We start from the raw sequence: 15,115 nt of genomic DNA, 5'->3' as shown, positions 1-15,115 counted from the left end.
CGCTCCCACGATCTTGCGGTGGACGTCTCGTCCGAACGGATGAGCAAGCGTTGTCCCGCGACGGACCCCGAAAGCACCGAATGTGTGGTGTGTTCGTGATCATGTCGGCGGAGTCGTTGATCGGTGACGGAACGTGTCGGATAGGGGGAAGCGGAACGGGCCCCGCCGCAGCGGGGCCCGTTCCATCGGGAGGTGGAAAGGAGTCTTTCTCTACATCAGGAGTTGGCGGCCTCGTAGGACTCGACGATCTCCCAGGCCAGGCCCTCCCACTGCGCGTACGCGTCGGGGAAGGCCGAGACCTGCACGGTCTGGGCGGCCACGGTGACGGGCATGTCCTTCCAGCCGTTGACGTTCTCCAGCGAGTTGTAGAACTTGTCCGCCGAGGTCTTCGGGTCCATGAGCTCCTCGACCGAGCCCCAACCCGAGGACGGCCGCTGCTGGAACAGGCCGACCGAGTCGTGGTCGGAGCCCTCGGCCTGGTACGGGTAGTCGTAGGACTCAGGGACGTTCACGTTCGCGTAGTTCCTGAACTTGGACTCCTGCATGGCCGTGGCGAGCGCGACGGCCCACGCCTGGCGGTCCAGGCCGCGCTCGTCGCCGGCCTCGACGATGGCGATGGCGTTGGCCATCTGGAGCTCGCTGAGGCCGCCGACCCGCTCGGGCTCGGCGGGCTCCTCGGCCGCGGCGGCCTCGGCTTCGGCCTGAGCCTCCTCCTGGGCCGCGGCGAGCTGCTCGGCCGTGGTGGAGGCGTCCTCGGAGACGCCGGCGATGGACTCGGCGACGGTGACGGTGTGCGCGTCCTGCTCGGCGGGGGTCCCGGCGGGGCCCTCCATCGAGGTGATGGCCCACGCGGTGCTGCCGGTGGAGCCGACGAAGATCGCGGTGGCGGCGCCGACGACGGTCATCCGCACGCCGAAGCGGTCGGTCACGCGGGTGACCAGCGGACGCACGCGCGCGGCGGCGGCCTCGTACCCGCGGGCGACCACGGGGCGCACGCGCTCGGCGGCGGCCTCGTAGGCGGTCCGGGTGGCGTCGGCGACCACGGCCGCGACGTCCTTCACCAGGGCCTTCCACGGCGCGAGGCGCTCGGCGAGCCGGGCGATCCACGGCCGGAGGAACTCGGCCACGCGGGACACCAGCGGCTCCATCCGCTCGATGGCGGTGGCGACGGTGCTCTGGAGGATGCCGAAGCCGGCGGAGGCGAGTCCGGCCAGCACGGTCATCCAGGGGCTGAGGCGTTCGGTCAGTTGAGAGGTCAGTGATTTCACTCGATTGCCGGTGGCAATGGCGGCACTCCGGGCGAAGCCGGTCGCGCCTTGGATCGTGTCGCGAAATTGCACCCGACAACCATAGGGAGATGAACCCGCAGGTCAAAGTGCGCTACTCGCTGGTATGCAAGGAAGTGGGAGCGGTTCCGTAGTCTCCTATCCGGCTTGTGCGGTTCTCCCGATACCGACGCTCTCAGCCATTGCGTCCGTTTAGGTGCCGGCTGTGAACGATATCAGCGGTTTTGCGGCTCATAAGGGTCGAGCTCGGACTCGTCCATTGGGATGAGTCCAAGCTCGACTGAAGGATAATGTGACCGTGGTCACTCACGCATGGCCGCGAACGGTTTTCCGGACACCTCGGTCGAAATCCCCGCCCGGTCGAGGTACGGCGTGAGGCCGCCGAGCCAGAACGGGAAGCCCGCGCCCAGGATCATCGCCAGGTCGATCTGCCGCGGCCCGGGCACCACGCCCTCGTCGAGCATCAGGGCGACCTCCTCGGCCAGGCCCGCCAGGACCCGGTGCTCGACCTCCCCGGCCGTCGAGGCCTTGTCGCCGAACTCCAGGAGCGCCCTCCCGGCCTCGGTCAGCCGCCCCCTGCCCTTCGCCTCGGGATCGAACACGGGCACCTCGGCCTCGGCCAGGCGCCGCAGGTTCGCCGAGAGGGGGAAGCGCGGCCCCAGGTCCTCGTTGAGGTGCGCGCACAGGTGCCAGGCGACCTGGAGGCCGACCAGCTCCAGCAGCGCGAACGGCCGCATCGGCAGGCCCAGCCGGTCGAGCGCCACGTCCGCGACCTCGACCGGCGTGCCCTCGTCCACCGCGCCGGTGACCTCGGCCAGCATCCGGCCCAGGAGCCGGTTGACGATGAACGCCGGGCGGTCGGCCGAGCCGACCGCGGTCTTCTTCAGCTGCTTCGCCACCGCGTACGCCGTCGCGAGCGTCTCCTCGTCGGTCGAGGAGGTCGCGATGACCTCCACCAGCGGCATGACCGCCACCGGGTTGAAGAAGTGCATCCCCACCAGCCGCTCGGGGCGGGCCAGCTTCGAGGCCATTGCCGTGACCGACAGGCCCGAGGTGTTGGTGACCAGCAGGCACTCCTCGGAGACGACCTGCTCGACCTCGGCGAACACCGCCTGCTTGACCTTCAGCTCCTCGAACACGGCCTCGATGACCAGGTCGCAGTCGGCGTAGACGCCCTTGTCGGCACTGGCCGACACGAGCGAGCGCAGCTTCGCGGCCTTGAGCCGCGAGGCCCGGCCCTTCGCCTCGAGCTTGTCGATCTCGCCGCGCACGTACTCCAGGCCCCGCTCGGCCCGCTCGGCGTCGAGGTCGGTCATGACGACCGGGACCTCGAGCCTGCGGGCGAACATGAGCGCGATCTGCCCGGCCATGAGCCCGGCGCCGACGACGCCGACCTTGCCGATCTCCTTGGCCAGGCCCGGGCTCGGGGCGCCCTCGGGGCGTTTGCCGAGCTGCCGGACGAGGTTGAACGCGTACAGGCTCGTCTTGAACTCCGGCGCCATCTCCAGGTCGGCGAGCGCCTCGTCCTCGGCGAGCGAGCCCTCCTCGAAACTGGCGGTGCGCGCCAGTTCCAGCAGGTCGAGGGCCTTCATCGCCGCCGGGGAGGCGTTGTGGATCTTCTCGTCGACCAGCTTGCGCGCCCCGGCCACGACCGCCTGCCAGGACTCGCCGCGGTCGATCTCGGGCCGTTCCACGGCGATCTCGCCGTTGACCACGGCCGTCGCCCACGCCACGGACTCCTCGATGAAGTCGGCCGCCTCGAACTGCGCGTCGGCGATGCCGAGCTTCGTCAGGTCGGGGCCGCGCAGCATCTTGTTCTGGTTGAGCGGGTTGCCGATGATGACCTGCGCGGCCGCCTCCGGCCCGATGAGGTTCGGCAGGATCTGCGAGCCGCCCCAACCGGGGATGAGCCCGATCGAGACCTCCGGCAGCCCGAGCGCGACGGCACTGGCCGACACCGTCCGGTAGTGGCAGTGCAGCGCCAGCTCCATGCCGCCGCCGAGCGCCGTGCCGTTGATGAACGCGAACGTGGGCACCGAGGCGTCCTTGAGCCGTTTGTAGAGCACGTGCCCGGCCTGGGCCATCGCCAGGCCCTGCTCGCGGCTCTCCAGGAGCGGCATCATCTTGATGTCGGCGCCGGCCAGGAAGATGAACGGCTTGCCGGTGACGGCGACGAACTTCGCGTCGGAGGCCAGCGCCTCGTCGAGCGCGGCCCACAGGTTCCGCATCCCGGCCGGGCCCATCGAGGTGGGCTTGGTGTGGTCGTAGCCGTTGTCGAGGGTGATCAGCGCGGCCCGGCCGCCCAGTCCGGGCGGCTCGACGAAGCGGACGTAGGCCTCGGTGACGACCTCGTCGGGGAATTCGGGAAGGTCGACGGGGAAGCTGCTCATTACTGTTCTCCCTCGAAGTTCGGGTTCTCCCAGATGACCGTGCCGCCCTGGCCGAGGCCGACGCACATGGTGGTGATGCCGTAGCGCACCTCAGGGTGCTCGGCGAACTCGCGCGCGAGCTGGGTCATCAGCCGCACGCCGGAGGAGGCCAGCGGGTGGCCCATGGCGATCGCCCCGCCCCACGGGTTGACGCGGGGGTCGTCGTCGGCGATCTTGAAGTGGTCGAGGAAGGCCAGGACCTGGACGGCGAAGGCCTCGTTGATCTCGATGAGGCCGATGTCGTCGATGGTGAGCCCGGCGCGGGCCAGGGCCTTCTCGGTGGACGGGATCGGCCCGACGCCCATGGTCTCGGGGTCGACGCCGGCGAAGGCGAAGCCGACCATCCTCATGGAGGCGTCCAGGCCCAGCTCGGCGACGGTCTCGGCGTCGGCGACGAGGCAGGCGGTGGCGCCGTCGGTCAGCGGCGCGGCGGTGCCCGCGGTGACCTTGCCGTGCGGGCGGAACGGCGTGCGCAGCTCGGCCAGGCCCTCCATGGTGGTCTCGGGCCGCGGCAGCTGGTCGGCCGTGGCCACGGTCCAGCCCTCCTCGCTGGAGCGGGCGGCCATGGTCGCGAAGTCGGCCTTCAGCTTCTCGAGCGCGGCGGCGTAGCGCCGCTGCGTGCCCACCGCGTAGGCGTCGGCGCGCTCCTTGGTGACGGCCGGGAACAGATCGTGCAGGTTCTCGGCGGTGTTGCCCATGACCAGCGCGTCGGTGTCGACCAGCTTCTCGGCGACGATGCGCGGGTTGGGGTCGACGCCCTCGCCCATGGGGTGGTTCGACATCGACTCGACGCCGCCGGCGATGGCCACGTCGTACTGGCGGGCGGCGATCGCGGAGGACACGGAGGTCACCGCGGTCATCGCGCCGGCGCACATGCGGTCGATCGAGTAGCCGGGGACCGAGCGGGGCAGGCCCGCCAGCAGTGCCGCCGACCGTCCCAGCGTGAGGCCCTGGTCGCCGATCTGGGTGGTGGCCGCCAGGGCCACCTCGTCGACTCGCTCAGGCGGCAGCTCCGGGTTGCGGCGCAGCAGCGTCCTGATGCAGCGGATGATCATGTCGTCTGCGCGGGTCTCCTCGTAGAGTTTCCCCGCCTTGCCGAACGGCGTTCTCACTCCGTCGACGAAGACGACATCGCGGATGGTGTCGTTCACGCTGGCCCTCCTTTGGGTATGCGGCGTCACACGCGATGTTACTCGCAAGTAAGATCGATGTCACGCCCCCACCCTGCCACGGCGGGGCCGCCGCGGCACGCCTCGACGCGGCGCGTCGCGACCATGTCGGCCGCACCCCTCCGAGCTGGCATGGGACCCCTATCCTGTGAGGGTATGAGCTACCCCTCCGGTCCCCACGGCCCCCAGCACCCGCCCCCGGGCGCCCCCGGCGGGCAGTACTCCCACGGCGCCCCGCCCCCGAACCCCTACGGCGCCCCGTCGGGGCCGTACGGGCCCCCGCCGCCGATGCCGCCCGTCCCGAACCGGACCGGCCGGACCGTGGGCCTGGCCCTCGGCGTGGTGGCCCTCCTGGTGGTGCTGGTCGGCGGCGGCACGGCCGCCTTCATCGTCCTCAGCGAGGAGGAGACGCCGCCGTGCGCGGTGGCGGCGGGAGCGGAGGTGCCGCTCGCCTGCTCGCCGTCCGAGCCCTCGGAGACCAGCGAGGCCCCCTCCGCGTCCCCCGAGCCTGATGAAGACCCGAACGTCCACCCCGAGGCGGTCGACCTCACCGAAGGGCTCGGCCCCTTCGACCCCGACTCGGGCGACTACGTCGCGATCACCGACGAAGAGGACCTGTGGCTGCCCGTCGGCGACCCCGCCGAGTGGACCGAGGAGCCGATCCCGAGCGACCCGTCCCGCTCCTCCTGGTCGAAGACCGGAGAGGACGGCATGCCGGCCTTCTACACCTGCGGCGACGCCGAGCGGCGCGCGACCCCGCTGCCCGAGTTCACCGACTACCAGACGGCCTTCGACCTCACCTCGGAGCAGTACCTCGGCGCCCAGTCCGAGGGCGCCGAGATCGCCCAGCAGGGCGAGGAGTCCTTCACGCACTACGTGATCGACGGCCGCGCCGCCTACCTGGCCGAGGCCGAGTTCGCCTGGACCGCCGACAACGACGGCGAAGCGGTCGACTTGACCGACTACTGGGGCTTCCTGGCGATCGACCGCGGCGAGGAGCCGGCCATGATCTGCACCTTCAGCTCCTGGGGCTCCCCTGGGCTGTACGAGGAGGCCGTGGCGCTCGTCCTGGGCGTGCGCGCCACCGAGTAGCGCTCAGCCGAGCGCCTCGGTCAGCCCCCCGGCGAGCAGGTCCACCTGCCACCGCCTGGCGCCGGCCTCCAGCAGGGCCTCGCGGACGTCCTCCTCGGAGAGCCGAGACGGCGGCTCCCACGCCAGCGCCCGCACGATCGCGGGCGTGATGAGGTTCTCGGCCGGGAGGCGGTGCGCGCCGGCCACGTCGGCCACCACCTCGCGGGCGGCGGCGAGCCGCTCGGCCGCGTCGGGGTCGCGGTCGGCCCAGCGGTGCGCCGCGGGCGGCCCGTCCTGCGGCGGGGTCGTCGCCGGCAGCCGCTCGCCCGGCAGCTTCCTCGCCTCGGCCAGCGCCGCGAGCCACAGCCGCGCGTTGGTGCGCCCGCCGCGCCGCCGGAAGCCCGGCAGGCTCATCAGCTCGGCGAAGTCGGTGGGGTCGTTCACGGCGGCCTCGACGATGGCCGCGTCCGGCAGCACCTTGCCCGGCGCCCGGTCGAGCTTGCGGGCCAGGTCGTCGCGCGCCTCCCAGACCGCGCGCACCCGGCTCAGGGCCTTCGCGCCGCGCACCTTGTGGATGCCCGAGGTCCGCCGCCACGGCTCCTTGCGCGGCTTGGGCGGACCGGCGGTGCGCACGTGCTCGAACTCGGCCTCGGCCCAGGCCGTCTTGCCCTGCTCGGCCAGCTCGGCGGCCAGCTTCCCTCGCAGCTCCAGCAGCAGCTCCACGTCGAGCGCGGCGTAGACGAGCCAGTCGTGCGGCAGCGGGCGCGAGGACCAGTCGGCCGCCGAATGCTGCTTCTCCAGCCGGAAGCCGAGCAGCTGCTCGGTGATCGAGGCGAGACCGACCTTCTCGAAGTCGCACAGCCTGGCCGCCAGCTCGGTGTCGAACAGGCTGGCCGGGTGCAGCTCGAGCTCGGCCAGGCACGGCAGGTCCTGGCTCGCGGCGTGGAGGATCCACTCCGGCCCGGTCAGGGCCGCCCGCAGCGGCGCGAGGTCGTCGATGGGGATGGGATCGACCAGGAGCGTCCCGGCCCCCGCGCGGCGCAGCTGGATGAGATATGCGCGACCCGAGTAGCGGAAACCCGAGGCGCGCTCGGTGTCGATGGCGATGGGGCCAGAACCGGACGCGAGCCGTTCGGCCGCCTGGGCGAGCCCCGCGGAGGTCTGGATGAGCGGGGGCATCCCTTCTCTCGGCTCGGTCAGGAGTTCGGTATCTGGTTCGGGCTGGGGATCGGTCACCTGTTCACGGTACGGCCAGGTGCGCTGGTCGCGCCACTGCCCCGCCGGACAGGAGACCGATATACACCCGAACGTGGGCCTATTGCACCATTCACATCTACTGATAAGTAGAGCCTCGGTCACGGCCGCGGCGACGGTGCGCGCCACATCGCACTCGCCGATGCGGGACGGCCGCCCCGCAGCGTGCCAAGATGGCCGTGTGCGTACCGCTGCTGCAACTTCGGCCGAGGCGAAGCACGCCTCGACGTCCCCGTTCCTCGCCGCCTGCCGCGGTGAGGAGCCCGACCGGGTGCCCGTCTGGTTCATGCGCCAAGCCGGACGCTCGCTCCCCGAATACCGCGAGGCGCGGGCGGGCACCACCATGCTCGAGGCCTGCCGCACGCCCGAACTGGTCTGCGAGATCACCATGCAGCCGGTCCGCCGCTACCAGACCGACGCCGCCATCTTCTTCTCCGACATCGTCGTCCCCCTCGCGGCCATCGGCGTCGACATCGAGATCGTCCCCGGCGTCGGCCCCGTCGTCGCCGAGCCGTTCCGCACCGAGGCCGACGTCGACCGCCTGCGCAACCTCGACCCGTGCGACGTCGGCTACATCACCGAGGCCGTCGGTCTGCTCACCGCCGAGCTCGGCGGCACGCCGCTCATCGGCTTCGCCGGCGCGCCCTTCACCCTCGCGTCCTACCTCATCGAGGGCGGGCCGTCGAAGGACCACGCCAAGACCAAGGCCCTCATGCGCTCCCGCCCCGAGGTGTGGCACGCGATCGCCGCGAGGCTGGCCGCGATCTGCGGCGAGTTCCTGCGCGTCCAGGTCGAGGCCGGCGCGAGCGCCGTCCAGCTGTTCGACTCCTGGGCCGGGGCGCTCTCGGAGGCCGACTACCGCCGCTTCGCGCTGCCCCACTCCACCGCGGCCCTGATGGGCGTGGCCGAGTCGGTGCCGCGCATCCACTTCGGCGTCGGCACCGGGCACCTGCTCGAAGCCATGGCCGAGACCGGCGCCGAGGTCATCGGCGTCGACTTCCGCATCCCGCTCGACGAGGCCGCCCGTCGCCTGCCCGGCAAGACCCTCCAGGGGAACCTCGACCCGGCCTTGATCCTCGCCGACGACGAGCCGCTGCTGGCCGCGACCGACGAGGTCCTGCGCGCCGGACGGGCCGCCCGCGGCCACATCTTCAACCTCGGCCACGGCGTCCTGCCCGACTCCGACCCCGGCAAGCTCAAGCTCGTGGTGGACCGCGTCCACGAGGCGACCACCCGATGAACGCCGTGTTCACGCCCGTCCGCGGAGCCGAAGGGCGGATGCGGGTCCTCGTCGTCGGCGGCGGCATCACCGGCCTGGCCGCGGCCCACCGGCTGCGCGAGCGGCTCGGCGAGGACGCCGAGATCGTCGTCGCCGAGCGCTCCGGCCGCCTCGGCGGCAAGATCCACACCGTCGACCTCGCGGGACGCCCCGTCGAGGCCGGCGCCGAATCGCTCCTGGCCGCCCGCCCCGAGGCCGTCGCCCTCGCCCGGGCCGTCGGCCTCGGCGACGCCCTGGTCCACCCGGCCGGCCTGGCGCCCGCGCTCAGCCTCGAAGGGCGCCTGCTCGACTTCCCGAGCGGCACCATGATGGGCATCCCGGCCGATCCGGCCGACGTCGCCGCCGTCGCCGACGTCAAGGAGGCCGCCGACTCCGGCGCGCCGATCCTGGCGCCGGGCGCCGACATGTCGGTGGGGGAGCTGGTGCGCACGCGCCTGGGCTCGGAGGTCCTCGACCGGCTCGTCTCGCCGATGCTCGCCGGGGTCTACGCCGGCGACGTCGACCGGCTCTCGGTCACCGCCGTCATGCCGCAGCTGGCCGAGGCGCTGCGGCGCCACTCCCGCCTGACCGACGCCGTCGCCGAGGTCAAGCGGCCCGCCACCGGGAAACCGGTGTTCGCCACCGTGGACGGCGGCCTGAGCCGCCTGGTCACGGCGACCTCGGCCGTCTCCCGCGCCGACGTGCGGCTCGGCATGACCGTCCGCGAGCTGCGCCGGACCCCCTACGGCTGGGAGGCCGTCGCCGGGCCCGTGCCGGACCCGGTGCGCCTGCACGCCGACGCGGTGATCCTGGCCGTCCCCGCCTCGCCCGCCTCCCGGCTCCTGCGGTGCGTCGAAGCCGAGGCCGCCGCTGCGCTCTCGGGCGTCGCCTACGCCTCGGTGGCCTTGGCGTCCTTCGCGTTCGACGACATCGAACTGCCCGAGCGCTCGGGCTTCCTGACCCCGGCGAGCCACGGCAAATCGGTCAAGGCCGCCACATTCACCTCCCGGAAGTGGCCGCACCTGGGGCGGCGGCGCACGATCCTGCGCGTCTCGATGGGCCGCCTCGGCGAGGAGGCGCTGCTCCAGCACGACGACGCGACGCTCGCCAAGACCGCGCTGCGGGAGCTCGGCGAGCACCTGGGACGGCGCGTCCCCGAGCCGGTCGCGCAGCGCGTCGACCGGTGGGGCGGGGCGCTGCCGCAGTACGCGCCGGGCCACACCGCGCGCATCCGCGCCGCCCGCGAGAAGCTGGCCGCCCACCGCGGCATCGCGATCGCCGGGGCCGCCGTCGACGGGGTCGGCATCGCCGCGTGCGTCGCCTCCGGGCGGGCCGCCGCCGACCAGATCGCCGCCGAACTCACCGAAGCCGACTAGTCCCGAAGGGCCGCAACGTGTCACAGCAGTCGAACAACCCCAATGCCCAGCGCATCAAGGAGCTGAACGAGACCGTTCGCTACACGCTGTGGTCGGTGTTCCGCGCCGCGGAGCCGTTCCCCTCGATCAGGCAGGACCTGATCGCCGACACCGAGTCGTTCTTCGAGAAGCACTGCTCGGACGGCGGCGTGAAGGTCCGGGGGACCTACGACCTGAGCGGGATGCGGGCCGACGCCGACGTCATGGTGTGGTGGCACGCCGAGTCGTCCGACCAGTTGCAGAAGGCCTATTCGGAGCTGCGGAGGACCGCGTTCGGGCGCCATTTGGCGCCGGTGTGGTCGAACATGGCGGTGCACCGGCCCGCGGAGTTCAACCGCAGCCACATCCCGGCGTTCCTGGCCGACGAGGAGCCGCGGAGCTACCTGTGCGTGTACCCGTTCGTGCGCTCGTACGAGTGGTACCTGCTGCCGGACGAGGAGCGCCGCGACATGCTGCGCGAGCACGGCATGCAGGCCCGCGACTACCCGGACGTGCGGGCCAACACGGTCCCGGCGTTCGCGCTGGGCGACTACGAGTGGATCCTGGCGTTCGAGGCCGACGAGCTGCACCGCATCGTGGACCTCATGCGCGAGCTGCGCGCTTCGCGCGCCAGGCGGCACGTGCGCGAGGAGGTCCCCTTCTTCACCGGCCGCCGCCGCGCGATCGGCGAGATCATCGACGACCTGCCCTAGACCGTGGACGCGAACCTGTGGCTCAGCGCTCTGGCGCTGCTCGCGGCCGTGGCGCTGTTCATCGAGGGCGTGCGCCAGCTGCGGCGGCGCTGGGTGCTCGTGAAGGTCGAGGGCGTCAGCATGGAGCCGGCGCTGCGCGACGGCGACGAGGTGCTCGCCAAGCGGACCCGCAGGATCGAGGTCGGCCAGATCGTGGTGGCCGCCGCGCCCGATCCGACGCTCGGCTGGGCGGAGCCGCCGAAGGCCCGGCGCGGCCCGTGGTGGATCAAGCGCGTGGCGGCCGGCCCGGGCGAGTCCATGCCCGGCTCCGGCGACGCCGTCCCGGCCGGTCACTACTTCCTCCTGAGCGACAACCCCGCGGGCGACGACTCCCGCCGCCACGGCCCCTGCCCGGCCGCCGCGATCGCCGGCGTCATGATCCGGAAATTCTGACGGTCCTCACATTGCAATATCCTGTACGGGATTTGCATGTGGAGGTCTTCCATGGGCTTCATCATCGAGCTTCTCTCGGGGATGATCGGCCACGCGATCGGTGACCACATCTTCTGGCGCAAGAAGTTCATGGTCACGGTCGCCGATGCCGACATGCGACCGGCCTACCCGCCCGGTGGTAACTGCCTTGCTCGGGTGACCCGCCGGATAAAGAGGCTCCACGTGGTGGTCGTCGCCCCGCCGCATCCGGTCTCCGGCTGGTCCGGGTTCGAGGGACTCCAGCGCGACCCGAGGCGTCTCGCTCCTACCGCGTTCTGGCTCAAGCGCGTCGCGTACCGGCCGGGCGACCTACACCCCGACACCGGCGAGCCGATCCCCGCCGACCGCTACTACCTCCTTAGCGACAAACTCACCGGCACCGACTCCCGTGAGCTCGGCCTGTGCCCACGCGAGCTGATCTACGGTGTGATCCTCGGCTCTCGAATGACGGTCCCCCTGCACTGGCCGCCGAAAACCTAGGGTGTCCTAAGGTGCGGGCGGGTGGTCCCGGGATTTGGAACGTGGCAGACTTGCAGGATGCCAGCGCTTCGTTCACGCACTTCCACTCACGGGCGTCAGATGGCCGGCGCACGCGCGCTGTGGCGCGCCACCGGCATGACCGACTCGGACTTCGGCAAGCCGATCGTGGCCATCGCCAACTCCTACACGCAGTTCGTGCCCGGACACGTCCACCTCAAGGACCTCGGCGAGATCGTCGCCGAGTCCATCGCCGAGGCCGGCGGCGTCTCCAAGGAGTTCCACACCATCGCCGTCGACGACGGCATCGCCATGGGCCACGGCGGCATGCTCTACTCCCTGCCCAGCCGCGAGATCATCGCCGACTCCGTCGAGTACATGGTCAACGCCCACTGCGCCGACGCCCTCGTCTGCATCTCCAACTGCGACAAGATCACCCCCGGCATGCTCATGGCCGCCCTGCGCCTGAACATCCCCGTGGTCTTCGTCTCCGGCGGCCCCATGGAGGCCGGCAAGACCGTCGACTCGAACGGCGTCGTCACCCGCAAGCTCGACCTCATCGACCCGATGATCGCCGCCGCGAACGACGACGTCTCCGACGCCGAGCTCGGCACCATGGAGGCCAACGCCTGCCCCACCTGCGGCTCCTGTTCGGGCATGTTCACCGCCAACTCCATGAACTGCCTCACCGAGGCCATCGGCCTCTCCCTGCCCGGCAACGGCTCCACCCTCGCCACCCACGCCGCCCGCGAGGCCCTGTTCTCCGAGGCCGGCCGCGTGGTCATGGACCTCGCCCGCCGCTACTACGAGCAGGACGACGAGTCGGTCCTGCCGCGCAGCATCGCCACCCACGACGCCTTCGAGAACGCCATGGCCCTCGACGTCGCCATGGGCGGCTCCACCAACACGGTCCTGCACCTGCTGGCCGCCGCCCGCGAGGCGGGCCTGGACTTCTCCGTGGCCGACATCGACGCGGTCTCGCGCCGCGTCCCCTGCGTCTCCAAGGTCGCCCCGAACTCGCCGGACTACCACATGGAGGACGTCCACCGCGCCGGCGGCATCCCCGCCATCCTCGGCGAGCTGTACCGCGGCGGCCTGCTGCACGAGGACGTCCACGCCGTCCACTCGCCGACCCTGTCCGAATGGCTCGCCAAGTGGGACATCCGCGCCGAGGACCCTTCCCCGGAGGCGATCGAGCTGTTCCACGCCGCTCCCGGCAACGTCCGCACCACCAAGCCGTTCTCCACACAGAACCGCTGGTCGAGCCTGGACACCGACGCCGAGAAGGGGTGCATCCGCTCGGTCGAGCACGCCTACACCGTCGACGGCGGCCTGGCCGTCCTGTTCGGCAACCTCGCCGAGGACGGCTGCGTCGTCAAGACCGCCGGCGTCCCCGAGGAGTGCTGGACCTTCACCGGCCCCGCCCGCGTCTTCGAGTCCCAAGAGGACGCCGTGACCGGCATCCTCGACAAGTCCGTCCAGGAGGGCGAGGTCGTCGTCATCCGCTACGAGGGCCCCAAGGGCGGCCCCGGCATGCAGGAGATGCTCTACCCGACCTCCTTCCTCAAGGGCCGCGGCCTGGGACGCAAGTGCGCGCTCATCACCGACGGCCGCTTCTCCGGCGGCACTTCGGGCCTGTCGATCGGGCACATCAGCCCCGAAGCGGCCGGCGGCGGCGTGATCGGCCTGGTCGAGGACGGCGACCTCATCGAGATCGACATCCCCGCCCGGCGCCTCGAGCTCAAGGTCGACGACGCGACCCTGGCCGAGCGGCGCGTGGCCCAGGAGAAGCGCGAGCGGCCGTTCAGCCCGGCCGGCCGCGAGCGGTCCGTCAGCGCGGCCCTGCGCGCCTACGCCGCGATGGCCACCCCCGCCAGCGACGGCGCCGTCCGCAAGGTCGACTAGCGCGGCGAGCGACACCGGCCGGGCCCCCGCTTCGGGGACCCGGCCGTTTGCGCGCCCAGGTCACAATGGGGACGCCCGACATCCCTTCACCCCTAGGAGCGATCCCCATGCCGCGCGTCAGCCAGTGGGACTGGAACTATGAGCGGTCTCAGATCAACGCCATCAACGAGATGGACGAGGAGATGGCGGCCGAGCGGCGGTTGCAGCGCAAGCGCCTCCGCGAGACCCGCGAGGAGTTCAGCAGCGGCCTCAAACAGGTCGACTCCCGTCTCAGCTCCGTCTCGGGCCGCATCGACACCGTCCTGGAGTGGACCGAGCTGCGCTTCCAGCTGATCGAGTTCGACGAGTACGCGGCGCGCAAGGAGATCCGCAGGCCGTTCCGGGCCCTGGCCGGCGGCCTGCCCGCCGAGGTCCCCGATGTCCATGACGTCCCCGGCTACTGGATGCCGCCCGCCGCCATCGCGCTGCTGCGCCTCGTGGCCCGCAGCGGCGCCGCTTCCGGATCGTTCACCGATCTGAGCGCCAGCCTCGAGCTGGCCCGCGAGCGCGACCCGGTGCGCTCGGAGCTGTTCGGCCTCACCGTCGCCCTGTGCTTCGACCAGCCCGCCTTCATCGACGCCGCGGTCCTGCGACTCCTCGGCGAGTCCACCGAGCTCGGCCTGGCCGAGCCCGGCGAGGTCGCCGCCGGGTGGCGGACGCTGTGGGAGCACGCCGCCCTCGGCGAGTTCGGGCCCAGCGCCGCATCGCTGCTGAAGGAGCGCCTGGCGGCCCTGTTCGATCCCGCCGCGCTCGACGAGGAGGAGCTGCGCGCCTGGGACGAGGCGATCCTCTCCTTCGACACCCCCGAGTCCGCTCCGCTGCCCGAGGCCGAGGCCTTCGCGCGTCTGCGCGAGCACCTGTCGGCCGCCGAGGCGCCGCGGCCCGCAGGGGTGACGGTCGAGCCCGACGACCGCTGGCGGCGGTACCTCCAGGAGCTCATCGAGGAGCCCAGCCCCGCCGAGCTGCCGCTGGTGGAGGCGATGGAGGAGCTGCACCTGCCCGAGGACCAGCTCCAGCGCTCCAAGCCGACCTGGTCCGAGTCCGAGGGGACCGTCGCCGCGCTGCTGCGCGAGGACCTGTTCGACCCCGACGGCCCGCCCGCGCTGCGATCGCTCGCGTTCGAGCTGGCCGCGCCGCTGCTGCGCTCGCGCGTCGAGGCGCTGGGGGCGTCGGCGCCGCCGGAGCCGATCACCTACACCGTCAAGCGGGTCGGCGCGAAGGTCGTCGTCGGCCGCGACGGCCACGACGCGGCGGACCTCGAGGCGGCCGAGCGGCGGATCGAGCAGAACATGGGGCTGAAGGCGCCGTCGGTCGTGTCCGCCGCCGTCACGGCGGCGGGCTTCGCCGTCGCGGCGCTGGCGCTGGCGCTGCTCGGGCTCTGGCCGCTGGCGCTGCCGGCCCTCATCGGCGTGGTGGTGCCGCTGTGGCGCTACGGCAAGGCCAAGTCCGAGCACACGGCGAGGCTGACCCAGCTCGATCACCAGCTCGCGGATCTGCGCGCCGAGCTGATCCGGGCGAAGGACCGCGCGCGGGAGGCCGAGGCCGAGCGCGACGACCGCATCGCCGTCGTCGCCAAGGCCCGCGACGAGCTCCTCGCGGCCCTGCCCGAGTAAGGCGCGCGGCGCGCCGTTTCGCCGAATCGGGTGTTC

General features: G+C 72.0%; 12 protein-coding genes. 8 read left to right on the top strand and 4 right to left on the bottom strand.

From position 1 onward, the window contains the following. Nucleotides 1-215 precede the first annotated feature (215 nt). From YWW_RS0117510 to YWW_RS0117500, 3 genes are all read right to left on the bottom strand, one after another. Nucleotides 216-1,340 carry a hypothetical protein gene (locus YWW_RS0117510; protein WP_155830230.1) on the bottom strand — a complete coding sequence of 375 codons (1,125 nt, stop codon included), beginning with the start codon at nt 1,338-1,340 and terminating at the stop codon, nt 216-218. 248 nt (nt 1,341-1,588) lie between these two features. Then, nucleotides 1,589-3,676 carry a 3-hydroxyacyl-CoA dehydrogenase NAD-binding domain-containing protein gene (locus YWW_RS0117505; RefSeq protein WP_026931119.1) on the bottom strand — a complete coding sequence of 696 codons (2,088 nt, stop codon included), beginning with the start codon at nt 3,674-3,676 and terminating at the stop codon, nt 1,589-1,591. After that, nucleotides 3,676-4,866 carry a thiolase family protein gene (locus YWW_RS0117500; protein WP_026931118.1) on the bottom strand — a complete coding sequence of 397 codons (1,191 nt, stop codon included), beginning with the start codon at nt 4,864-4,866 and terminating at the stop codon, nt 3,676-3,678. Before YWW_RS0117500 ends, YWW_RS0117505 begins: the two co-directional genes overlap by 1 nt. Nucleotides 4,867-5,040: 174 nt before the next feature. On the opposite strand from YWW_RS0117500, the gene YWW_RS34220 reads away from it, so the two are divergent. Further along, entirely contained in the window at nt 5,041-5,976 is a 936-nt protein-coding gene (locus YWW_RS34220; protein WP_155830229.1) for a hypothetical protein, read from the top strand. A gap of 3 nt (nt 5,977-5,979) precedes the next feature. On the opposite strand, the gene YWW_RS0117490 is transcribed toward YWW_RS34220, so the two are convergent. Beyond that, nucleotides 5,980-7,134 (bottom strand): HRDC domain-containing protein, encoded by a 1,155-nt coding sequence (locus YWW_RS0117490; protein ID WP_081687558.1) that lies wholly within the window; start codon nt 7,132-7,134, stop codon nt 5,980-5,982. Nucleotides 7,135-7,351: 217 nt separating this feature from the next. Here YWW_RS0117490 and hemE point away from each other — a divergent pair, with 217 nt between their 5' ends. The 7 genes from hemE (at nt 7,352) to YWW_RS0117455 (ending at nt 15,079) form a co-directional block, all read left to right on the top strand. After that, nucleotides 7,352-8,449, top strand: coding sequence for a uroporphyrinogen decarboxylase (hemE, locus tag YWW_RS31255; protein WP_081687557.1), 1,098 nt, complete (start codon nt 7,352-7,354; stop codon nt 8,447-8,449). After that, nucleotides 8,446-9,843: a protoporphyrinogen oxidase gene (gene hemG, locus YWW_RS0117480; protein ID WP_245595452.1), complete on the top strand. Its 1,398-nt coding sequence runs from the start codon at nt 8,446-8,448 to the stop codon at nt 9,841-9,843. The genes hemE and hemG overlap by 4 nt, the downstream gene beginning before the upstream one ends. Nucleotides 9,844-9,860: 17 nt before the next feature. Further along, nucleotides 9,861-10,574, top strand: a complete 714-nt coding sequence (hemQ, locus tag YWW_RS0117475; protein WP_026931114.1) for a hydrogen peroxide-dependent heme synthase — start codon at nt 9,861-9,863, stop codon at nt 10,572-10,574. A gap of 3 nt (nt 10,575-10,577) precedes the next feature. Further along, nucleotides 10,578-11,006 carry a S24/S26 family peptidase gene (locus YWW_RS31250; RefSeq protein ID WP_035700313.1) on the top strand — a complete coding sequence of 143 codons (429 nt, stop codon included), beginning with the start codon at nt 10,578-10,580 and terminating at the stop codon, nt 11,004-11,006. A gap of 51 nt (nt 11,007-11,057) precedes the next feature. Then, nucleotides 11,058-11,525: a hypothetical protein gene (locus tag YWW_RS0117465; RefSeq protein WP_026931113.1), complete on the top strand. Its 468-nt coding sequence runs from the start codon at nt 11,058-11,060 to the stop codon at nt 11,523-11,525. Nucleotides 11,526-11,582: 57 nt separating this feature from the next. After that, complete coding sequence (gene ilvD / locus YWW_RS0117460; protein ID WP_026931112.1) at nt 11,583-13,427, top strand: dihydroxy-acid dehydratase; 1,845 nt, start codon at nt 11,583-11,585, stop codon at nt 13,425-13,427. 107 nt (nt 13,428-13,534) lie between these two features. After that, a complete protein-coding gene (locus YWW_RS0117455) occupies nt 13,535-15,079 on the top strand; it encodes a hypothetical protein (protein WP_026931111.1) in 1,545 nt (514 codons plus the stop codon). The last annotated feature ends 36 nt before the right edge of the window (nt 15,080-15,115 follow it).

Source organism: Glycomyces tenuis DSM 44171 (genome assembly GCF_000427885.1).
GTDB lineage: Bacteria > Actinomycetota > Actinomycetes > Mycobacteriales > Micromonosporaceae > Glycomyces > Glycomyces tenuis.
Note: the sequence above shows the minus strand (reverse complement) of the source record. Positions and strands in the feature narration are given on the sequence as shown.